The organism is Chelativorans xinjiangensis (assembly GCF_009812055.1).
Taxonomy (GTDB): domain Bacteria; phylum Pseudomonadota; class Alphaproteobacteria; order Rhizobiales; family Rhizobiaceae; genus Chelativorans; species Chelativorans xinjiangense.
Map to the genome: position 1 here is coordinate 37,915 of NZ_WQNH01000030.1, position 21,543 is coordinate 59,457.

The 21,543-nt window shown below is 66.9% G+C and carries 18 protein-coding genes; 9 read left to right on the forward strand and 9 right to left on the reverse strand.

Features of this window, described 5'->3' with window-relative positions; translation table 11 throughout:
• Positions 1-3 precede the first annotated feature (3 nt).
• Positions 4-786: a TIGR02186 family protein gene (locus GM910_RS17455; RefSeq protein WP_159589520.1), complete on the forward strand. Its 783-nt coding sequence runs from the start codon at positions 4-6 to the stop codon at positions 784-786.
• A 102-nt stretch (positions 787-888) separates the two neighbouring features.
• Here GM910_RS17455 and pdeM read toward each other — a convergent pair whose 3' ends face one another.
• Together pdeM and GM910_RS17465 are read right to left on the reverse strand one after the other, a co-directional pair.
• Positions 889-1,602 carry a ligase-associated DNA damage response endonuclease PdeM gene (gene pdeM / locus GM910_RS17460; RefSeq protein WP_159589522.1) on the reverse strand — a complete coding sequence of 238 codons (714 nt, stop codon included), beginning with the start codon at positions 1,600-1,602 and terminating at the stop codon, positions 889-891.
• Positions 1,599-4,118: a ligase-associated DNA damage response DEXH box helicase gene (locus GM910_RS17465; RefSeq protein ID WP_159589524.1), complete on the reverse strand. Its 2,520-nt coding sequence runs from the start codon at positions 4,116-4,118 to the stop codon at positions 1,599-1,601. Before GM910_RS17465 ends, pdeM begins: the two co-directional genes overlap by 4 nt.
• A gap of 140 nt (positions 4,119-4,258) precedes the next feature.
• On the opposite strand from GM910_RS17465, the gene GM910_RS17470 reads away from it, so the two are divergent.
• Both GM910_RS17470 and GM910_RS17475 read left to right on the forward strand, forming a co-directional pair.
• Positions 4,259-5,269, forward strand: coding sequence for a ligase-associated DNA damage response exonuclease (locus GM910_RS17470; protein ID WP_159589555.1), 1,011 nt, complete (start codon positions 4,259-4,261; stop codon positions 5,267-5,269).
• Complete coding sequence (locus tag GM910_RS17475; protein WP_159589526.1) at positions 5,269-6,864, forward strand: cisplatin damage response ATP-dependent DNA ligase; 1,596 nt, start codon at positions 5,269-5,271, stop codon at positions 6,862-6,864. The genes GM910_RS17470 and GM910_RS17475 overlap by 1 nt, the downstream gene beginning before the upstream one ends.
• Before the next feature lie 258 nt (positions 6,865-7,122).
• On the opposite strand, the gene GM910_RS17480 is transcribed toward GM910_RS17475, so the two are convergent.
• Both GM910_RS17480 and GM910_RS17485 read right to left on the reverse strand, forming a co-directional pair.
• A complete protein-coding gene (locus tag GM910_RS17480; protein ID WP_159589528.1) occupies positions 7,123-7,614 on the reverse strand; it encodes a hypothetical protein in 492 nt (163 codons plus the stop codon).
• A 100-nt stretch (positions 7,615-7,714) separates the two neighbouring features.
• The gene (locus GM910_RS17485) at positions 7,715-8,239 is read right to left on the reverse strand and encodes a MarR family winged helix-turn-helix transcriptional regulator (protein ID WP_159589530.1); all 525 of its coding nucleotides are present in this window, start codon (positions 8,237-8,239) and stop codon (positions 7,715-7,717) included.
• Between the two features lie 91 nt (positions 8,240-8,330).
• On the opposite strand from GM910_RS17485, the gene GM910_RS17490 reads away from it, so the two are divergent.
• The 3 genes from GM910_RS17490 to GM910_RS17500 are packed head-to-tail and all read left to right on the forward strand — an operon-like array spanning position 8,331 to position 13,086.
• Positions 8,331-10,106: an N-acetylglutaminylglutamine amidotransferase gene (locus tag GM910_RS17490; RefSeq protein ID WP_159589532.1), complete on the forward strand. Its 1,776-nt coding sequence runs from the start codon at positions 8,331-8,333 to the stop codon at positions 10,104-10,106.
• Between the two features lie 4 nt (positions 10,107-10,110).
• Complete coding sequence (gene ngg / locus GM910_RS17495; protein WP_159589534.1) at positions 10,111-11,925, forward strand: N-acetylglutaminylglutamine synthetase; 1,815 nt, start codon at positions 10,111-10,113, stop codon at positions 11,923-11,925.
• A 3-nt stretch (positions 11,926-11,928) separates the two neighbouring features.
• Entirely contained in the window at positions 11,929-13,086 is a 1,158-nt protein-coding gene (locus GM910_RS17500; protein WP_159589536.1) for an osmoprotectant NAGGN system M42 family peptidase, read from the forward strand.
• 105 nt (positions 13,087-13,191) lie between these two features.
• On the opposite strand, the gene ptsP is transcribed toward GM910_RS17500, so the two are convergent.
• From ptsP to GM910_RS17525, 5 genes are read right to left on the reverse strand one after another with little or no spacing between them, the layout of a single operon-like run.
• Positions 13,192-15,147: a phosphoenolpyruvate--protein phosphotransferase gene (gene ptsP / locus GM910_RS17505; protein WP_159589538.1), complete on the reverse strand. Its 1,956-nt coding sequence runs from the start codon at positions 15,145-15,147 to the stop codon at positions 13,192-13,194.
• A gap of 30 nt (positions 15,148-15,177) precedes the next feature.
• The gene (locus GM910_RS17510) at positions 15,178-15,561 is read right to left on the reverse strand and encodes a PTS glucitol/sorbitol transporter subunit IIA (RefSeq protein ID WP_159589540.1); all 384 of its coding nucleotides are present in this window, start codon (positions 15,559-15,561) and stop codon (positions 15,178-15,180) included.
• 23 nt (positions 15,562-15,584) lie between these two features.
• Positions 15,585-16,610: a PTS glucitol/sorbitol transporter subunit IIB gene (gene srlE / locus GM910_RS17515; protein ID WP_159589542.1), complete on the reverse strand. Its 1,026-nt coding sequence runs from the start codon at positions 16,608-16,610 to the stop codon at positions 15,585-15,587.
• A gap of 17 nt (positions 16,611-16,627) precedes the next feature.
• A complete protein-coding gene (srlA, locus tag GM910_RS17520; RefSeq protein ID WP_159589544.1) occupies positions 16,628-17,386 on the reverse strand; it encodes a PTS glucitol/sorbitol transporter subunit IIC in 759 nt (252 codons plus the stop codon).
• A 41-nt stretch (positions 17,387-17,427) separates the two neighbouring features.
• The gene (locus GM910_RS17525) at positions 17,428-17,868 is read right to left on the reverse strand and encodes a transcriptional regulator GutM (RefSeq protein WP_159589545.1); all 441 of its coding nucleotides are present in this window, start codon (positions 17,866-17,868) and stop codon (positions 17,428-17,430) included.
• Positions 17,869-18,020: 152 nt separating this feature from the next.
• Here GM910_RS17525 and GM910_RS17530 point away from each other — a divergent pair, with 152 nt between their 5' ends.
• From GM910_RS17530 to GM910_RS17540, 3 genes are all read left to right on the forward strand, one after another.
• Positions 18,021-18,674 carry a hypothetical protein gene (locus GM910_RS17530; protein WP_159589547.1) on the forward strand — a complete coding sequence of 218 codons (654 nt, stop codon included), beginning with the start codon at positions 18,021-18,023 and terminating at the stop codon, positions 18,672-18,674.
• An 87-nt stretch (positions 18,675-18,761) separates the two neighbouring features.
• A complete protein-coding gene (locus GM910_RS17535) occupies positions 18,762-20,432 on the forward strand; it encodes a Na/Pi cotransporter family protein (RefSeq protein ID WP_159589549.1) in 1,671 nt (556 codons plus the stop codon).
• A gap of 77 nt (positions 20,433-20,509) precedes the next feature.
• Positions 20,510-21,406, forward strand: a complete 897-nt coding sequence (locus GM910_RS17540) for an SMP-30/gluconolactonase/LRE family protein (RefSeq protein ID WP_159589551.1) — start codon at positions 20,510-20,512, stop codon at positions 21,404-21,406.
• The last annotated feature ends 137 nt before the right edge of the window (positions 21,407-21,543 follow it).

Here is a 21,543-nt window from a genome sequence, read left to right on the forward strand (position 1 = left end):
CCGATGCTCCTCCCGCGCGCCCTCCTGCTTCTCCTCGTCACTGCCCTCGCCGGCAAGGCGCATGCCCAGGAGCCGGTAGACGAAGGCATCCAGATCGGCCTCTCGACCGACCGCGTCTCCATCACAGCCGATTTCGCCGGCGCCAATCTCACCATCTTCGGCGCTCTGGAGAGCGTGGACCCGCTCATCAGCCGGCAGGGCCGCTACGACGTTGTCGTGGTGCTGGAAGGGCCGCCGCGCACGGTTGTGGTGCGCAAGAAGACGCGGGTGCTTGGCATGTGGATCAACACCCAGTCGGTGGTCTTCCGCGATGTGCCGGCCTCCTATTCGGTCGCCATGACCCGGCAGCCGCAGGACATCACCACGTCCGCCAACTACCGGCGATTGGCGCTGCGCACGGAGAACGTTCATCTGCAGCCCCTCGACCCTGAAGAGAACGCGAGCACCCTTGCGGAGTTCACCGCCGCGCTGCGCGCCCGCAAGGAGGCGAGGGGGCTCTACGTGGAGTATGCGGGCGGGGTGCAGTTCCTATCGCGAACGCTGTTCCGCGCCACGCTGCGCCTGGCGCCCAACGTGCCCGTCGGCACCCACCGGGCGCGCGCCTTCCTGTTCCGCAACGGTGTCTTCGTCGAGGAGACGTCGGCCGCGCTGACGATCCGCAAAGCCGGGCTGGAGCAGCGCATATTCGAATACGCGCACGAGGAAAGCTTTCTCTACGGCCTCGCCGCTGTTTTCGTGGCGATTGTCACCGGCTGGCTCGGGCGGTTGGTGTTCAGGAAAGAATAGCCTGGAGCAATCCCAGGAAAAGTGGGAACCGGTTTTCCGTCCGGAATTGCGACAAACAAGGAGTTAGACCAGTTCATCGATTCCATGAAACGATGAACTGGTCTAGGTAGGCCGCAGCATGGCGCCGGCAATGGGATAGACCCGCTCGGCCCCCAGCATATAGGCCGTCAGCGCCTCACGGCGGAACAGCCCGGCAAAGGCACGGTCGAGCACGTTCAAGCTGCCCGTCAGGCTGCCGAAGGCGGGCATGACGAGGCGCGCGCCGTCGCAGGCGAAGCAGGCCCGCCGCACGGAGCGGCCGCGCCGCACGATGCGGGCGCCGGGATGCAAATGGCCGGCGATCTCGCCCTCGGCCTCGCCCGGCGACGGCTCATGGCGGAAGATAAGGCCGCCGACGCCAAGCTCCTCCACCCAATGGCCGGGCAGGCCTTCCGGGGGCAGGGGGTCGTGATTGCCGGAAATCCAGTACCACTCGCGCCCCGCCATCAGGAGAAGCAGCCGCTCGCGGAAGGCCTCGGGCATGCGGCCGGCGCCATCTGCATCGTGGAAACTGTCGCCGAGGCTGACGACGGCCGCCGGCCGATGCCGGTCGATGACGGCGGCCAGCCGCTTCAGCGTTGCGGCCGTATCGTAGGGCGGCAGCATGCGGCCGCGCCGGGCGTAGGACGACCCCTTCTCCAGATGCAGGTCGGAGACGACGAGCAGGCGGTCGGCAGGCAGGTAAAGCGCTCCCGAGGGATCGCAGACAGCACCCTCGCCGGCGATTACGATCTCGACCGCCGGCAGCACCCCTCCGATCCCCTCCACAACGTTCATGCGCCGCCCATGGCCTCCTCGATCAGGCTGTCTACCGCTTCCCCAAGCAGCGATTCGCTGGCGCCGCCCGGCACCGGCTCCTTGCCGATCTCCAGCATCACGGGCACGGCCAGCGGCGAAATCCGTTCCAGGTCTTTATGCATGATTCGGCCACGGGTGCGCGACAGCATCTCGCCGAGGCGCGCTATGTCGAGCAAACCCGTGGCCGCATCCCGCCATGTTGCCTGAAGCAGGATGTGATCGGGCTCATGGGCGCGCAAGACGTCATAAATAAGGTCGGCGGAAACCGTCACCTGGCGCCCCGTCTTCTCCTGCCCGGGATGGCGCTTCTCCACCAGGCCGGAGATGACCGCGCAATTGCGGAAAGTGCGCTTCAAGAGCCAGCTATCCGCCAGCCAGGCCTCCAGGTCGTCGCCCAGCATGTCCTCGTCGAAGAGCTGAGCCAGCGACAGCGCGCCCTTGCGGATCATGCCGCCCATATCCTCCAGCCCCCAGATCGCCAATGAATAGTCCGTCGCCACGAAGCCGAGCGGCCGCGCCCCGGCGCGCTCCAGCCGCCGCGTCAAAAGCATGCCCAGCGTCTGGTGCGCCAGCCTGCCCTCGAAGGGATAGGCCACCATGTAGTGGCGGCTGGCACGCGGAAAGGTCTCGACAAGCAGGTCCTGCCTGCGCGGCAGCACCGATTTCTCCTTCTGGATGCGCAGCCAGTCGGCCACCTGTTCGGGCAGCGCCTTCCAGCGCGCGGGATCGCCCAGCATGGCGCGCACCTCGCCGGCAAGATAGGTGGAGAGCGGAAACTTGCCCCCGGCATAAGACGGCACCATGGCGTCCTGCCCGGCGGCGGAGGTCACGAAACACTCGTTCTCGCGGATGCCCTCGAAGCGCAAGGTGCGCCCGGAGAACAGGAACGTATCCCCCGGCGCCAGCGTCTCGAGGAAATACTCTTCCACCTTGCCGAGCACCATGCCGCCGCGCATGGCACCGCCGCGCTGCCGCGTCAGCCGCACGTTCAGCATCGGCGCCTCGACGATGGTGCCGACATTGAGCCGGTACTGCTGCGCGATGCGCGGATGGGATATGCGCCAGCGCCCGTCCTTCATGCGGCGGATGCGGGCATAGCGCTCATAGGTCTTGAGCGCATAACCGCCGGTGGCGACGAATTCGACGACGCGCGAGAAGGTGGCCGCGTCCAGGCCGGAATACGGCGCCGCACTCCGTACCTCGTCAAAGAATTCCGCCTCCTCGAACGGCTCGGCGCAGGCCCTTCCCAGCACATGCTGCGCCAGGACGTCGAGCGCGCCTTCGCTCAGCGGCGGCGTGTCCTGCGCGCCCAGATAATTGGCCTCGATTGCGGCCCGGCACTCCATCACCTCGAAGCGGTTCGCCGGCACGAGGATCGCCCGGCTCGGCTCGTCCATGCGGTGGTTGGAGCGGCCGATGCGCTGGGCAAGCCGGCTCGCCCCCTTGGGCGCGCCGACATGCACCACCAGGTCCACATCGCCCCAGTCGATGCCGAGGTCGAGGGTGGAGGTGGCGACGATCGCCCGCAGGCTGTTCGTCTCCATCGCCTTCTCCACCCGCCGCCGCTGCGCGACGTCGAGCGAGCCGTGATGCAGCGCGATCGGCAGGTTGTCCGCGTTAATGTGCCACAATTCGCGGAACAGAAGCTCCGCCTGGCTGCGCGTATTGACAAAGAGCAGCGTCGTCCTGTGCCGCCTGATCGCCTCGTAGACGGCGGGAATGGCGTAACGCGCCGAATGGCCAGCCCACGGCACGTGCTCATCCGTTTCCAGTATCGTGATCTCGGGCTTGGCCCCGCCCGCGACGGTAACGATGTCGGCCATCGCCCCCGGCGGGGTCTGGCCCACCAGCCAGCGGCGCAGCGCCTCCGGCTCAGCCACCGTGGCCGAGAGCCCTATGCCGACCATCCCTGGCGCGAGCTTGCGCAGCCGCGCCAGCCCCAGCGAAAGCAGATGCCCGCGCTTCGACGTGACCAGCGAATGGAGTTCGTCCAGCACCACATATTTCAAGCCGGCAAAGAAGCGCCCCGCGTCAGCTGAGGCGATCAGCAGCGCGAGCTGCTCCGGCGTCGTCAGGAGAACATCCGGCGGCACATGCTTCTGGCGCTGCCGCTTGTGCGCCGGCGTATCGCCGGTGCGCGTCTCCATCCGGATATCGAGCCCCATCTCGCTCACCGGCTGCGTCAGGTTGCGCTGGATGTCGACGGCCAGCGCCTTGAGCGGCGAGATATAGAGTGTGTGGATACCCTGGCGCGGCGCTCCGGGCTTCGGCCGCGCCCGCTCCGCAAGATCGACGAGCGAAGGCAGGAAGCCCGCCAGCGTCTTCCCCGCCCCCGTCGGTGCGATCAAGAGCACCGAGCGCCCCTCGCGCGTGCGCGCCAAAAGATCGAGCTGATGCCGCCGCGGCGTCCACCCACGCGCGGCAAACCATTCCCGGAACGGCGCGGGCAGGGTGGCGGCACGGGCGCCGGCGGTGAGATCGGTTTCCTGGTCCAAGTCGATAGAACTAATGCAGAACAGACGCGCCGCCAAGATCGGGATGCGCAGCCGGAGAGACCACTACCCCCGCGCTCCTTTCAGGAGACTGCCCCCAACACCTTCCACTCCCCGCCAAATCGCCTAATCTCCACCCCATGATGCAACCGCGCGACCTCCTCCGCTCTCGCCCCGAGGGCCTCTACTGCCCCCCAGGCGATTTCTTCATAGACCCGGTGCGCCCTGTCGACCGCGCCCTCGTCACCCACGGCCACGCCGACCACGCGCGCGCCGGCCACGGCTCGGTGCTGGCCACGCGCGAGACGCTCGACATCATGGGCCTGCGCTACGGTGAAGATTTTGCCGGCACCACGCAGGAGGCCGCACTCGGCGAGACGGTTGCCATCGACGGCGTGCGCGTCACCTTCCACCCGGCCGGCCACGTCCTCGGCTCCGCACAGATCGCCGTAGAGGCCGGCGGCACGCGCATCGTCGCCTCCGGCGATTACAAGCGCAGCACTGATCCCACCTGCGCCGCCTTCGAGCCGGTCCCCTGCGACGTCTTCATCACCGAGGCGACCTTCGCCCTGCCGGTCTTCATCCACTCGAACGCGGAAGAGGAGATCGGCCATCTCCTCACCTCGGTGCGCCGCTTCCCCGAGCGCACCCACATCGTCGGCGCCTACGCGCTGGGCAAGGCACAGCGCGTCATCGCCCTCCTGCGAAAGGCCGGCTACAACGAGACCGTCTTCATCCACGGCGCGCTGGTCAAACTCTGCGCCTACTACGAGAGCGTCGGCGTATCCCTCGGCCCCCTGCAGCCGGCGACCGTCGAGGAGGATGGCGCCGCCCCGCCGGCGGGCGCCATCGTCGTCGCCCCGCCCGCGGCGACCGACGACCGCTGGTCGCGCCGCTTCGCCGACCCGCTCTCCTGCTTCGCCTCCGGCTGGATGCGCATCCGTCAGCGGGCGCGCCAGCGCGGCATCGAACTGCCGCTCATCATCTCCGACCATGCGGACTGGGGCGAACTCACAGACACCATCCGCGAGACGGGCGCGGCCGAGGTGTGGGTGACCCACGGCCGCGAGGAGGCGCTGGTGCGCTGGTGCGAACTGAACGGCATCGCCGCAAAGCCCCTGCACATCGCCGGCTACGAGGACGAGGCGGAATAGTGGAACGCTTCGCCGAACTCCTCGACCGGCTGGTGCTGACGCCCGCGCGCAACGGCAAGCTGCTGCTTCTCACGGATTATTTCGCCACCGTGCCGGACCCCGACCGCGGCTACGGCCTTGCCGCCCTCACCGGCGGCCTCGACTTCCCGGCGGTCAAGCCCGCCATGCTGCGCACGCTGACGACCGAGCGCGTGGACCCGGTGCTCTTCGCCTATTCCTACGACTATGTGGGCGACCTTGCCGAGACCGTCTCCCTCATCTGGCCCGCGGACGGCGGGACGGAAGCGCCCGCCCTTTCGGAAGTCGTCGAGCGCCTCTCCCACGCCAGCCGTTCAGACGCACCGGCGGTGATGGCCAGGCTCCTCGACCAGCTCTCCCCTTCCGGCCGCTTCGCCGCCATCAAGCTCGCCACCGGGGGCCTGCGCGTCGGCGTCTCGGCACGGCTCACCAAGCAGGCTCTGGCCGAGTTCGGCGGCGTGGAAGTGCAGGAGATCGAGGAGTTGTGGCACGGCCTGACGGCTCCATACACCGACCTGTTCGCCTGGCTCGATGGTAAGGGCCCGAAGCCCGAGAATGCGGCACAAGCGCCCTTCCGCCCCGTCATGCTGGCACACCCGGCGGCGGAGGCCGACTTCTCCGCCCTCGACCCGGAAGCCTATGCCGCCGAGTGGAAGTGGGACGGCATCCGCGTTCAGGCGGTGGCCGAAGGCGGCGTCCGCCGCCTCTATTCGCGCACCGGCGACGACATCTCCGGCGCCTTCCCGGACCTCGTCGAGGCAATGGACTTCGACGCAGCGCTCGACGGCGAACTGCTCGTCGGCGACCCGCGCTTAAAGACCGGCACCTTCTCCGACCTGCAGCAGCGGCTCAACCGCAAGACGGTCTCGCGCGCCATGCTGGCGGACTATCCGGTCTTCATGCGCTGCTACGACCTCCTGCTTCTGGGCCAGCGCGACGCCCGCACGCTGCCCTATGCGGAGCGCCGCCCGCAACTCGCCGCCTTCCTGGCCGAACTCCCCGACGACCGCTTCGACCTGTCGCCGGAAATCCCCTTCGCAAGCTGGCAGGAGCTCGACGACAAGCGCTGCAACCCGCCACACCCCGTCATCGAAGGCGTCATGCTGAAGCGCAAGGATTCGCCCTACCTGCCCGGCCGCCCGAAGGGCCCATGGTTCAAATGGAAACGCGATCCCTTCACCGTCGATGCGCTGCTGATGTACGCCCAGCGCGGCCACGGCAAACGCTCGAGCTTCTATTCCGACTACACCTTCGGCGTCTGGTCCGGGCCGACGGAGGACCCGGTGCTCGTTCCCGTCGGCAAGGCCTATTTCGGCTTCACCGACGAGGAACTCCGCCAGATCGACAAATACGTGCGCGACAACACGGTGGAGCGCTTCGGCCCGGTGCGCGCCGTACGCGCCGACTTAAGCCACGGCCTGGTGCTCGAAATCGCCTTCGAGGGCCTCAACCGCTCGACGCGCCACAAATCCGGCATCGCCATGCGCTTCCCCCGCATCTCCCGGCTCCGCTGGGACAAACCCGCCCACGAGGCCGACCGCATCGAGACGCTGGAGGCCATGCTGCCGGCGGGCTGAACAATTTGTTTGGACGGAATCAGGAAGTTTGGAGAGACAGGCGCCCCTTCGCGCCCCCCTCTGTCCTGCCGGACATCTCCCCCACAAGGGTCCCCACACGGGGGGAGATTAGCCGGCCGCTTACTTCGGCACCTTTCCTGCAACGTGGGCGATTAACGAAAGCCGTCACGACGGCTGATCTCCCCCCTCGTGGGGGAGATGTCCGGCAGGACAGAGGGGGGCGCGAAGGGGCGCCGAGCCAAGCCGGCGCACCACACACTAACGCGCGGGCTCCTCAAGCTCATAGGTCGCCTGAAGCTCCCCGGAGCGGTAGATGTAGCTGGCGCTGCAGATGCCCTTGTCGGGTGTGGTGTCGCAGTTCGTGCTGTCCACCTGCACCTCCAGCACCGTGCCGTCCTGCTCGAATGTCGGGACGCCGCCCAGAATTTGCGTCGGGTTCTGGTAGTCCTGGCTGGAAAGGGCCACGTCGATGTTGCAGCCGCCATTGCCGCAGAAGGCCGTGGCCGCCCCGTCGCACGCCATCTGCGATGGATCGAGCACATAGTCCTCGCGGTCGTCGCCATCCAGATCCGCGGTCAGGATGCGCGGCCGGTCGGCGCCTTCCTCCATGGTGCCGCCCAGCGCCGTGCACTCCTCGGCATAACCGTCGATGGCCGCCTCGACACCAGGCGGAAGCTCGTCGGCACATGAAGTCGCGGCAAAGGCGAGGAACGCCAGGACGGCGACCGAGGAAGAACGGGAAAGATGCATTTGCGACTTCTCCTGCTGCTGTGCCCCGCGTGCAACCGTAAACCGTCCAAACGGCAATCCCGCAACCGCCTTCGCTCCAGGATGGCTCCTCCGCGCCTCCTCATCCCCACAAATCGGCGTCGGCGGCCTTGGCGACATCCTGCCCGCTCTTCCCGTCCCCGGCGCTCATCATGTCGGCCACCGCCTGCAAGGCATCGACGATCTCGCGCCGCCTGCCTGCTTCCAGGGCGGCGAAGCGCGTGGCGAAAGTGCCGCCGAGCGGCTCCGGCGCGTTGGCGACGAGAGCCATGCCCTTCTCTGTCAGCCGCGTATGCACGATGCGCCGGTCGAGCGACGAGCGGTAGCGCTCGATGATCGCCCGCTCCTCCAGCTTATCGAGGATGGTGATGACGGTCGCCGGGCTCAAATCGGCGTGAGCGGAAAGCACCGTCGTCGTCACCTCGCCAAGCGCGGCGATGGCTTTCAGGATCACGAGCTGCGGCGCCGTCAGGCCGATCGCCTTGATGAGCGCCCTCGACTGCAGGTCGCTTGCCCGCAGGATGCGGCGGATGGATTTCTCGACGACGCGCAGTTCCTCGGACGGGAACCGGCCGGCAGCCTGCGCGTTCTGCGAAAATGGGTTCATGAGGCGACGCCATTCATTTGACATCAAATCATCAGAACTATAACTAATATGCTGTCTGGCGCAACAAGTAACGAGGGAACACCCGCTTCTCATGTGCGGAATTTGCGGAGAGCTGAGATTCGACGGCAGCCGGCCGTCGCCCGTCGCCCTTTCGAAGATGATGGAAAGCCTTGCCCCGCGCGGGCCGGACGGCACCGGCGTGGTGCTGCACGACAATACGGCCTTCGGCCATTGCCGGCTGAAGATCATCGATCTTTCGGAGAAGGCCCGGCAGCCCATGGAGGACCCCGAGCTGGGTCTCACCATCTGCTTCAACGGGTGCATCTACAATTATCCGGAACTGCGCGCCGAGCTCGAGGAGAAGGGCTACCGCTTCTTCTCCACCGGCGACACCGAGGTGATCCTCAAGGCCTGGCATGCCTGGGGCGAGGGATGCGTCGAGCGCTTCCACGGCATGTTCGCCTTCGTTCTGCACGAGCGCGACACCGGCCGCATCGTCATGGCGCGCGACCGTTTCGGCATCAAGCCGCTCTATCTCTCCGAGACGCCGAGCACCTTGCGTTTCGCCTCATCCCTCCCGGCATTGGTGGCCGGCGGCGACGTCGATACCTCCGTCGACCGCGTAGCCCTCCATCATTACATGACCTTTCACGCCATCGTGCCGCCCCCGCGCACGATCCTCAACGGCGTCAAGAAACTGCCGCCCGCCACCATCCGCGTCATCGAGGCCGACGGGGCGAAGCGCGACCGCGTCTACTGGGACCCGCCATACGAGCGCGACCCCGCGCTGACCACGCTCAGCGGGGAAGAATGGCGCGACCGCGTGCTGGAGGCGCTTCGCCTCGCCGTCAAGCGCCGCATGGTGGCCGATGTGCCGGTGGGCGTTCTTCTGTCCGGCGGCGTCGATTCCAGCCTCATCGTCGGCCTCCTGGCCGAGGCCGGTCAGACCGGCCTGATGACCTTCTCCGTCGGCTTCGAGGAGGCTCATGGCGAGAAGGGCGACGAGTTCGTCTATTCCGACATGATCGCCGCGCGCTTCGGCACCAACCACCACAAGATCTTCGTCCCCTCGAGCGACCTCATGGACGCGCTGCCCGGCACCTTCCAGGCGATGTCGGAGCCCATGGTCTCCTACGACAATGTCGGCTTCTACCTCCTGTCGAAGGAGGTCTCGAAGCACATCAAGGTCGTGCAGTCCGGCCAGGGCGCGGACGAGGTGTTCGGCGGCTATCACTGGTACCCGCCGCTGATGAGCTCCAACGACGTCGTCAGCGACTACGCCAAGGTCTTCTTCGACCGTTCGCACGAGCGGCTGAGGGAGCAACTGTCGCCCGAATGGACGACGGAGGAAGACGTCAGCCGCGCCCTCGTGGCAAGGCACCTGACGCGGCCGGGCGCCGATACGCCGGTAGATGCCGCCCTTCGCCTCGATTCCTCCGTCATGCTGGTCGACGACCCGGTCAAGCGCGTCGACAACATGACCATGGCCTGGGGGCTGGAGGCGCGGGTGCCCTTCCTCGATCACGAGCTCGTGGAACTCGCCGCCCGCATTCCGCCGGAGGAAAAGCTGAAAGGCGGCGGCAAGGGCGTCCTGAAGGACGTCGCCCGCCAGGTGGTCCCCAGCGAGGTGATCGACCGCACGAAGGGCTATTTCCCAGTGCCGCAGCTCAAATATGTCGCCGGGCCCTATCTGGATATGGTGCGCGATGCGTTAAGCTCTCAGCCGGCGCGAGAGCGCGGGCTGTTCCGGCAGGAGTATCTGGACAAGCTCTACGCCGCGCCCGCCGACCACATCACGCCCCTGCGCGGCTCTGCGCTATGGCAGGTCGGCCTTTTGGAATTGTGGCTACAGACCCACGGGATCTGATCCGATGGCAAAGCATGACGAGCAGGCTGGGCGCGCCCACCGGGGACGCACCGACAAGGCGCTCGGCCATCGCCTGAAGCGGCTGCGCAGCGAGACCATGAAGCCGGCGACCGGCCATGGCGAGGGCGAGGAGGACAAGCAGGCAAAATCGGTCGCGCTCGAACTCGGCTGGGGCAGGCTGCTCTTCGCCCAGACCTTCAGCACCAACGCCGCGATCGTCGAGGCCTTGCATGAGGAAGGCCCGGCCCGCCGCGACATCGCCTTTTATATCCGCGATCCGCACGTGCTCCTGGCGCTCGCGCCGCAGGAGCTCTTCCTCGACCCGTCCCACACCTACCGGCTGAACCTGGCCACCTACCGGCCAAGCCAGCGCCAGCCGCGCGGCTTCTTCATCCGCAGGCTGTCCTCCGAGGCAGACGCCGATGCCGTCAACGCCATCTACCAGAGCCGCGGCATGGTGACGGTCAGGCCGGACTTCTTCTGGAGCAAGCGCGACAGCCGCGCCATCACCTACCTCGTCGCCGAGGACGAGTTGACCGGCGACATCGTCGGCACGGTGACGGGCGTCGACCATCGCCGTGTCTTCCAGGACCCGGAGAACGGTTCGTCGCTGTGGTGCCTGGCCGTCGACCCGCAAAGCCGCCATCCGGGCGTCGGCGAGATGCTGGTGCGCCGCCTGGCCGAGCACTTTCAGGCGCGGGGCGCCAGCTTCATGGACCTGTCGGTCATGCACGACAACGAGCAGGCCATCGCGCTCTACGAAAAGCTCGGCTTCCATCGCGTTCCCATCTTCGCCGTAAAGCGCAAGAACCCGATCAACGAGAAGCTGTTCACCCATCCCCCGGCCGCTTACGACCAGCTCAATCCCTATGCCCGCATCATCGTCGACGAGGCGCAGCGCCGCGGTGTCGCCGTCGAGATAACGGATCCCGACGGCGGCTTCTTCCGCTTGTCCTTCGGCGGCCGCTCCATCCACTGCCGCGAAAGCCTTTCGGAGCTCACCTCCGCTGTCGCCATGTCGATCTGCGACGACAAGGCGGTCACGCGGCGCACGGTGGAAGGGGCGGGCCTGATCGTGCCGGAGCAGCTCGATGCCGCAAGCGGCAGCAAAGCCATCGCGGATTTTCTGAAGAAACACGGGCGCTTGGTGGTCAAGCCGGCGCGCGGCGAACAGGGCCGCGGCGTGGCCGTCGGGCTGGAGACCCTGGAGGAGGTGGAGGAGGCCATCGCGGCGGCGGGTGAGGTCAGCGATAGCGTGCTCGTGGAATCCTGCTTCGACGGCGAGGACCTGCGTCTCGTCGTCATCGACTATCGGCTGGTCGCTGCCGCCGTGCGCCGTCCGCCCTGCGTTGTGGGGGACGGGCGCAGCACGATCGAGAAGCTGATCGCCCACCAGTCGCGGCGCCGTGCCGCCGCCACCGGCGGCGAGAGCACGATTCCGGTCGATGGCGAAACGCGGCGCTGCCTCGCCGGTGCCGGCTACGCACTCGATTCGGTGCCGTCGGAAGGCGAGGAGGTGGTGGTGCGCAAGACGGCCAACCTGCACACCGGCGGCTCCATCCACGATGTGACGGAGCACGTCCATCCCGTGTTGGTGAACGCGGCCTGCACGGCCGCGCGCGCCATCGAGATCCCGGTCGTGGGGATCGACTTCATGGTGCGGTCGCCAAACCTGCCCGAATATGTTTTTATCGAAGCGAATGAGCGGCCTGGCTTGGCCAATCACGAACCGCAACCCACCGCCGAACGCTTCGTCGATCTTCTGTTTCCGCGTACGGGCCTCAAGTCAGCGAAGCAGGCGCTCGGCTCCAAGGAGTGATCCGTGACGCGTCTGAAGATCGACGTCGACTACCTCACTGCGCAACTGAAATCCCTTCTGGCGATCGACAGCCCCACCGGATACACCGACACAATCGTCCGTCACGTCACGGAGGAGCTGGAGCGGCTCGGCCTGGAGCCGGAGCTGACGCGGCGCGGCGGCATCCGCGCCATCTGGCGCGGCGCCCGTCGGCGCGGCGCGCGGGCCATCATCACCCATGTCGACACGCTGGGCGCCCAGGTCAAGCTCATCAAGGAGACGGGGCGCCTGGAGCTGGTGCCTATCGGCCACTGGTCGGCCCGCTTCGCGGAGGGCGCGCGGGCCACCATCTACACGGAGAAAGGCAGCTTCCGTGGCTCAATCCTGCCCCTGATGGCCTCCGGCCACACCTTCAACGAGGGTGTCGACAACCTGCCCATCGGTTGGGAGCATATTGAGCTGCGCGTCGATGCGCTGGCCTGGAGCCGCGACGACACCGCATCGCTCGGCATCGATGTCGGCGACTATGTCGCCATCGACCCGCAGCCGGAGTTCCTGGAGAACGGCTTCATCGTCTCGCGCCATCTCGACGACAAGGCGGGCGTGGCCATCGCGCTCGCCTCGCTCGAGGCGATGCGGCGCCATGACGCGCGCACACCGGTCGACACCCACTGGCTCTTCACCATCTCCGAGGAGGTGGGCGTGGGCGCGGCGGCCATCGTCACGCCGGAGATCGCCTCCATGGTCACCATCGACAACGGCACCACGGCGCCGGGGCAGAACTCGTCCGAATTCGGCGTCACCATCGCCATGGCCGACCAGTCCGGTCCCTTCGACTATCACCTGACGAAGAAGATGGTCGACCTGTGCCGAGAGGAGGATATCCGCTTCCAGAAGGACATCTTCCGCTACTATCGCTCCGACTCCGCTTCCGCGCTGGAGGCCGGGCACGACGTGCGCACCGCTCTTATCGCCTTCGGCATAGACGCCTCGCACGGCTACGAGCGCATTCACATCCACGCCCTGCGCTCGGTGGCCGAGCTGACGACGGCCTACGTCATGAGCCCGCTGGAGATCGAACGCGACGTGGAGGAGGTCTCCGACATCGAGGGCTTCACCGAACAGCCTACCGAAGCCGCCGAGCAACCCACCCGCCCGCGCAAGCTGCCCGAGCCGCGATAGGCCTGTAGCGCTGTCGCATATGGATCTTTGTTCGGCTTCGGCCCCCCCTCACTCTTGAGAGGAGCGGTGGGGAGGGGTACGATCAAGGGACTCAGAACCCATACGCTACACCTCAGCCCTTGCGGTGTACTCCGCGACCGCTTTCTTGGCCGCCAGCACGGCGGCGGGGCTCATGCTGAGCTCGCCGATCCCCATCTCCAGAAACCGCGGGATGAGCGTCGTATCCGCCGCCGCCTCGCCGCAGATGCCCACCATGATGCCCGCCTCGACGCCCGCCTTGGCGGTTAACTCGATTGCCCGCATCACCGCCGGGCTCGATACGTCTCCGAGCGCGGCCACCGACATGTTGAGCCGGTCGGCGGCCATGATGTACTGGGTGAGGTCGTTCGTGCCGATGGAGAAAAAGGCGGATTCGGCCGCAAGCTCCGGCGCGATCAGCACCGCGGCCGGCGTCTCGATCATCACGCCGAGGGCAAAGCGGCGGAAGGCCTTGCCCTCTCGCTCGAGTTCGGCTTCGCATTCTTCGATGAGGGTGCGCGTGCGGCGCAGCTCGTCGAGGGTCGACACCATGGGCAGCATCACCTTGAGGTTGCCCTCGTGGTTGGCTCTGAGCAGCGCGCGTAGCTGCGGCTTGAAGACCGCCGGGCGATCGAGGCACATGCGGATGCCGCGCCAGCCGAGGAACGGGTTCTCCTCTTCAGGGAAATCGATGCCGGCCACGGGCTTGTCGCCGCCGATGTCGAGCGTGCGCACGATGACGTCTTGCGGCGCGAAGGCGGCGGCGAGCGCTGCGTAGGTCTGGTACTGCTCCTCCTCGGAGGGGAGCATCGGGTGAGCCATGAACATGAGCTCGGTGCGGAAGAGCCCCACGCCCATGGCGCCGACGGCGCGCGCGTTGTCGATCTCGGAGAGCGAGCCGAGATTGGCGGCGATGGTGATCGCACGGCCATCGGCCAGAACCGGCTTATGGTCGACATAGGCGGTAAGCGCCTGCCTCTCCTCCTCCTGGCGGGCGATGCGGGCGGCGAAATCGCGTTCGAGCGTTTGGTCGGGGTCGGCAAAGGCGAGGCCACGGCCGCCATCGAGGGCGGCCCGCCGCGCGGTGCGGAAGGCCTCGATGGCGGAGCCGAGCCCCAGGACGGCGGGAATGCCGTGGTTGCGGGCGATGATGGCGACATGGGAGGTGGCGCCGCCCTGCCCGCACAGAATGCCGGCGATGCGGTTGAGCGGCGCGCGCGCCAGCTCGAAGGCGCCGATGTCCTCGGCCACCAGGATCGCCCCTTCCGGCACTCCGGAAAGATCCACATCCTCCTTCTCCGTCAGCGCCAGGCAGATCTGGCGCGTCACCGCATGAAGGTCCTCGGCGCGGGCCTTCATATAGGGATCGTCCAGACGTTCGAACTCCACCGCAAGGGCCTCGCCCGCCGCGAGCATGGCCGAGACGGCGTCGAGCCCGCGGCCGATGGTTTCCTCGGCGCGGGCGATGAGGTCCTCGTCGCCGGCGAGTTCGATCAGCGCCTTGACGATCTCGGCATCGGCCGATCCGGGGGCGGCAGCCGCAATCATGGATTCCATGCGGCCGGTGACAGCGGCGATCGCCGTCCGCAGCCGCGCCTTCTCGGCCTCCCGCTCGGCGGGCAGAATGTCCGCGTCAACGGGTTCGAGCGTCGGCGGGAAATAGGGGAATACGGCACCGAGCGCGGCGCCTGCGCTGGCGGCGGCGCCTTTGTGTCCGCCCGGCCGGTGCGGTGCTTCGTCCGCCGCGGCTGTGGACGGCGGTTGTTGCTCAGGCTCCTCGCCCAGCCCGGCTTGCGGGTTTTCGAGATAGGCCATGAGCATGCCCATGGCCTCGGTCTCGTCGGGCCCACGGACCTTGAGCGTCACCTCGTCGCCTTCCTTGACCGTCAGGAGCATCAGCTTGACGGAGCTCTTGGCGCTGACGGTCTTGCCGCCCTTGGCGATCTCGACATCCGATTGGAAGGCCCTGGCGAGCTTCACGAAGCGCGCCGCGGGGCGGGCGTGCAGCCCTTCCTTCACTCTGACGATTGCCGAGCGCTCCATGGTCCGTTCCCTACAGGCGGCTGGCCGGCTTCAGCCGGCGCTCTCTATGACGATGTCGGTGCCCGACTTGAGCCGCGCGGCGAGGTCCGCGCCGGCGATCGTGCCGACGCAGATCTCGCCCGGACGCTCAGCCTTGGAAGCGCCGTTGAAGCTGAAGACCACATGGCCCATGTCGGTCACCTTGGCCCAGGCCGTCTCGCCGACCGCCGTCACGGTGGCAGCGAGATCGCCGATGCGGATGGTCGAGCCGACGGCCGGCGGGGGGCCGGCCGGCCCCTCCACTGCATGCAGAACCGAGACTTCGGCAAGCTCGGGCGGCGCGCCATCGGCAAACAGGATGAGGACGCCGCCCTGGGCGAGGTCCGCCACTTCGGGCCCGATGCTCGTCAATCGGGTCTTGTAATGGATTGTCATGAAGGACCTCTTCTTCCCTACACTTACAGAACGAACAGGCTTGCCACCCAGGCGATGAGCACCGAGACCGGGCCCATGAACTGGCGGCTGACCAGCACAGCCGGCACGCCGATCTCGATCGTCTTCGGCTTGGCCTCGCCGAGCGCCAGGCCAACCGGCACGAAGTCGCAGCCGACCTGAGTGTTGTAGGCGAACAGCGCCGGCAGTGCCATGGCCGGGGCGATGGTGCCATTGGCGATCTGCGGACCGATGATGGCAACGCCGATCACCTGGGCGATCACCGCCCCCGGCCCCAGCACCGGCGACAGGAACGGCAGGCCGCAGATGGCCGAGATGATCAAGAGGCCGACGATGTTGTTGGCGAGCGGCCCCATGGGCTGGGCGAGAAGATCGCCGATGCCCGTATAGAGGATGAGGCCGATCAGCATGGTAACGAAGGCCATGAAGGGCAGGACGTTGCGCACCACCTGGTCGATGGTCCTGCGGCCGGCATTGAAGAAGATGCCGACGACGCGCCCCATCACGCGGCCGATCGAGCTGATGAGCCCGATGATGCCGCCGCTTTCCTCATCAGTAACCTTCGGCGCGGCCGAAGGGGTGGAGAAGTCGGCCGCGGACTTGGCCGTCGTACCGCCCGTGGCACCCGCCGTGACCGAGGCTTCGCCCGCATCCGCCGGCGCCATGTCGCCCGGCGTGACGCCGGAGACGTAGATGTCCTCGGTGATGAACTGGGCGAGCGGGCCGGCCTGGCCGACCGGCATCACGTTGACGGTGGGAATGCGCTTGCGCGGATAGACGCCACAGCGCGCCGTGCCCCCGCAGTCGACCACCACCACCGCGATCTCGCCTTCCACCGGCGGCGTGCGGAAGCCGTCGACCACGTCGGCGCCCGTCAGCTCGGCGAGGCGGTGGGCGACGGGGTGGATCTTGCCGCCGGTGATCGAGACGATCTTGCTGCGCTCGATGGTCGGCTTGATGACCAGAGGTCCGCCCCAGCCACCGGCACCCTTGGAGACCTTTACGGCCGTGAATTCCTTGATCTTCACCATTTTCCCCTCCCCGCCCCTTAGAGCTCGACGCCCTGACGGCGCGCCATGATCATCGTAATGCGCTCGGTCAGGATGCCCTTGAGCAGGATGACGAGGAGGCCGACGATGGCGTACCAGATAGCGACGTTGATGTGATAGCCGGTCGGCACGGCGCCGTTGCGCTCAAGCTCAAGCAACGCGACCAGGATGCCGCCCCAGACGAAATATTCTCCCGGATTGACATGCGGGAAGAGGCCGAGCGGCGGATGCACGTAGGAGACGGCCGCATCGTAGAAGGCCGGCTTGTGCTTCTCCTCCAGGAACGTGCCGAAGGTGTAGGCCATCGGGTTGGTGAGGAAGAAGACGGCAATCACCGGCAGAACGGTGTAGCGCGTCAGTGCAATGCGGCCGGCCCATTGGGCGGCGCCGTGAACGCGCTTCTCGCCGATCAGCTCGGTGAGCGCGTAGAAGGCGGTCATCAGCACCACCAGGGTGGGGATGATGCCGGTCACGAAGCCGGCGAAGACCTCGCCGCCTTTCTGGAAGATGCCGATGAAGTAGCGCCCGGCGGCGGACAGCCAGCCGACCTGCTCCTCCTGCTCGACTTCCTGCAGCCGCTCGCGGAATTCTTCGACCGAAATGCCGCCCTCCGCCTGGGCGAGAACGATCAGGTCGCTGCCGCCATGATCGACGGCCTGTTTGCCGTGCATGACGGCTTCCGATACCAGGCCGCTCGCATGCGACAGGCCTGCCGTGGCCATGTCGGCATGTTGCGACAGAATAGATAGAATGGTCATGTCACCTCCCTTTTTTCGCGGTACACCCGCCGCGACGCTTGCTAAGCCCCATTTTCCGCTGTTTTGAACGCGGCCGGCGTGGCCTCCTTGCCCGCTCCCCGTGCCTTGTCTATCTGCTCGATGGCGCGTGCCGTCGCCACGGCGAGGCCGGCGTCGGCCTTGCCGAGCGGACCCGAGGCGTCGCGCAGCGCGTCGAGACGGAGCCCCTCATATTCCGGTACCCGCGCGAATTTCGCGAACACCGACCGGCCGCTCATCTCAAGGAACCGCTCGACCCGCAGCGCCTCGTCCACGACGACGAGAACGATGACGCCCTTGCCGAGCCGGCCTTTGGCGTTGCCGGCGCCGACATAGCCTTCGGAATACTTGTTGGAGATGCCCTTCATCACGTCGGTGTAGTGGCGCATCTGCAGCCACACACCGAAGGACTGCAGGGCCCATACCGCCGCCAGGGCGAGGATCGCCCATTGCCAGATTGCCATTGAAACCTCCCCAGGCTGCACGCCGCGCAGGCGCCATTCCTCCATGTGATACAAGAACATCTGTTTTCTAAGTTGTCAATATGTATAAAAAGAGCGAGAATTGCATCTGAAGAGAGTGCCTGCGCTGGCGCCGTCGATGCAAGGAGGGCATAATGGGCATCATGTTTCACGACGCGTTGGCATCACTTCCGGATTTGCGCCATCGGCTGCGGCAATGGCGGTGGTTCCGCGTCGCCTTCCGCAAGAACGCCGAGCAGGTGCGTTCCGCCTTCGGCATCCGCTACGAGATCGACGACGTGAAGCTGGCGCGCGCCTTCTTCAACTGGCTGGAAGCGCTGGAGCGCGCGCGGCCGTATGCCGGGATTGCCCGCCCCGACGTCATCGTCTTCGGTGCCGGCGCGGTCCTCTGCGAGCTTCTGCGCGAGCACCCTGCCCGGCATATCGCCGGCAGCGGGCGCAAGGAGGTGCCCGAGGACCTTGCCGAGACGGCCGAGATCGCGCATTTCTGGCCTGAGGGCTTTCTCTACACGAGCTTCTGCATCTCCGGCATCATGACCATTTACGAGCAGGAGTTCGGGAAGGCAAAGCCTCTTGCGGCATGCGTCGACGAAATCCGCTTCTGGTGGTCGTTCAAGGAGAATGTCGCCGACATGCCGGCCATGGCCATTCCGTTCCTCGATCGCATCGTCGGCCAGGAGCCGAACTGGATGATGCCGGCGGCCGTGACAGACCGCCTCGCCATCCGCGGCGCGATGCGGGATGCCCCCGGCGGCGGGGGTAGCGGCGCTATCGCCGGAACACATTGATCGCCGACCGCATTCACTGAATGCACGAGCCGCCGCCTCGCGCTGCAAGGAGCCGGATATGCACGCCATGAGAAAAGGGAAGGCGCGATGAGCGGAACGCTGGTGATCGCGCATCTTGCCGGCGCGGTGGCGCTGCTCCTGTGGGCAACACGGATGGTGCGAACCGGGGTTACCCGCGCCTATGGCGACATTCTGCGGCAAAAGCTGCGGCGCGCGCTGAAGAACCCGCTGATCGCCGTCATGGCCGGCACGAGCATGGCCGTCGCCCTGCAAAGCTCGACCGCCGTGAGCCTTCTCGTCGGCTCGTTTGTCGGCTCCGGTATCGTCGGCGGAACGGCGGGCCTTTCCGCCGTGCTCGGCGCCGATCTCGGCTCGGCTTTCGTCGTGCGGATCCTGAGCTTCGATCTCGGTCTGCTGATCCCGGTGTGCCTGTTCGCGGGCACCACCATCTTTCTCGCCACCGAGCGGCGGACATGGCGCCAGTTCGGGCGCATCCTCGTAGGGCTGGGGCTCCTCCTCCTGTCCCTGCAGATGATCGGCGAGGCGTCGGAGCCACTGCGCGAAAGCACGATCCTGCCGGTCATCACCGGCTATCTCGCCCAGGACCCCGGAATAGCCTTCCTGATCGCGGCCATCGTGACCTGGCTCTTCCATTCCAGCGTTGCCGCGGTGCTGCTGATAGCGGCGCTTGCCGCGCGGGGCGTCATGCCCGCCGAACTGGCGATCGTTCTGGTGCTCGGGGCCAATCTCGGGGCGGGGCTGATCGCCATGGCGCTTTCGAAGACGATGCCGGCGGCAGCGCGTGCCGTGCCGGTGGGCAATCTGATGCTGCGCGGCCTGTTCGCCCTTACCGCCGTTGTTGCCTTCGTCATGCTCGCGCCCTCGCCCGCCCTCCTTGGCGGCGGCCCGGCCTCGCAGGCGATCCATGCGCACATCGCCTTCAACCTGATGGTGGTCGTACTCGGCCTTCCGCTGGCGCCGCTCGTCCGCCGCGCCGCCGAAGCGATCCTCCTGCGAAGCGGCGCTCCGACGCATGGCAGCGACGAAGTGCCCTTCGAGACCGAGGTCAGCACCCTCGACCCGGATGCGCTGCAAAGGCCGGCCGAGGCGCTCGCCAACGCGACGCGCGCAGTGGTGCGCCTGTGCGAGACGGTGGAGGTGATGCTGGTGCGGATCATCGACCTTTACGAGAACTACAGCCCCGAGGGCGCAGAGGCGCTGGCCGCACTCGACGACAAGATCGACCGGCGCCACGCGGCCATCAAGCTGTATCTGGCGGAGATGGCCTCGACCACTTTGAGCGACAAGGAGGCCCGACGTGTGCAGGAACTGCTCGGCGCTTCCATAAAGCTCGAACAGGCCGGCGACATCATCGTGCGCAACATGCTCGTCCATGTGCGCAAGAAGCACGACCGGGGGCTGGCGTTCACGCCCGAGGGCTGGCGCGAGGTCTCGGCCTTCCACGCTGCCGTGCTGGCGAACGCGCGGCTGGCCTTCAACGTGCTGGTGTCGCGCGACAAGCAGACGGCGCGCCAGCTGGTGCTGGAGAAGGACCGGCTGCGCGAGCGCGAAAAGGAGACGAGCGAGCACCATTTCGAGCGGCTGCGCCAGCGGCAGAGCGACAGCATCGAGACCAGCGCACTGCATCTCGACACGATCCGCGACCTGAAGCAGATCAATTCGCTGCTGACCTCGAGCGCCTATCCGGTGCTGGAGGAAAAAGGCATGCTGCGCGCCTCGCGCCTCGATGCCGCTTGACGGCGGTCGGCGGGTCTTCAATACCGTCACCTTTGCGCCGCCAGGCGCATTACCCTCCAATCTGAGGTAGGCGACGGATGACGAAAGTACTCAACCCGGACGTGGAGTGCGTCGGCGAGGCGAAGGCCGTGCTCGGCGAAAGCGCTTGCTGGTCGGCGGAGGACGAGACGCTCTTGTGGGTGGATATCCTCGGCCGCAAGGTGCTGCGCACCGATATCGGCAGCGGGCGCACGGACGAATGGGCGTTTCCCGAGCAGACGGGTTTCGTGCAGCCGGCCGACGACGGCACATGGCTGGTCGGCCAGGAGAACGGCATCCTGCGCCTCGACCCGGCAACCGGCGCGCGGGAGGATTTCCTGCCGCTCGAAACGGACAATCCGGCCACACGCACCAACGATGCCGGCTGCGACCGCCAGGGGCGGCTACTGGTCGGCACCATGCACCTGCCGGAGATCAGCTTTGAGCCTGTCGGCACGCTCTACCGCATCGCCGGGCGCGGAGCTGCGGAAACGCTCGACACCGGCCTCTATGTCCCCAATGGTATCGCCTTCAGCCCGGATGGCGGCACGGTCTACTGGGCCGACACCTATCGCACACGGCGGCAGGTGTGGTGCGCACGCTATGATCCTGGCGGCGAGGTGGGCGAGAAGCGGCCTTTCGTGCAGCTCGACGAGGAACTCGGCCGGCCGGACGGGGCGGCGGTGGATGCCGCCGGCTGCTACTGGGTCGCCGCCGCCGCGGGCTGGCAGCTTCTGCGCTACACGCCCTCGGGCGAACTCGACCTGATCGTCCGCCTCCCCGTGCAGCGGCCCTCGAAGCTTGCCTTCGGCGGGGCGGATCTGACCACGATCTTCATCACGACGATCAGCGAAGGGCTGGGCGAGGACGCGCCGCGAACGCAGCCGCTGGCGGGGCGCTTGCTGGCGGTGGACGTCGGCATCCAGGGGCTGCCGCCGGTGCGGTTTCGGGCCTAGACCAGCTCATCGTTTCATGGAATCGATGAACTGATCTAACTCTTTGTCTTGTCGCAATTCCGGACGGAAAGCCGGTTTCCACTTTTCCTGGAATTGCTTGTCTTATGACTTTTTCCGCCGAACGGGCGAATAAGGGA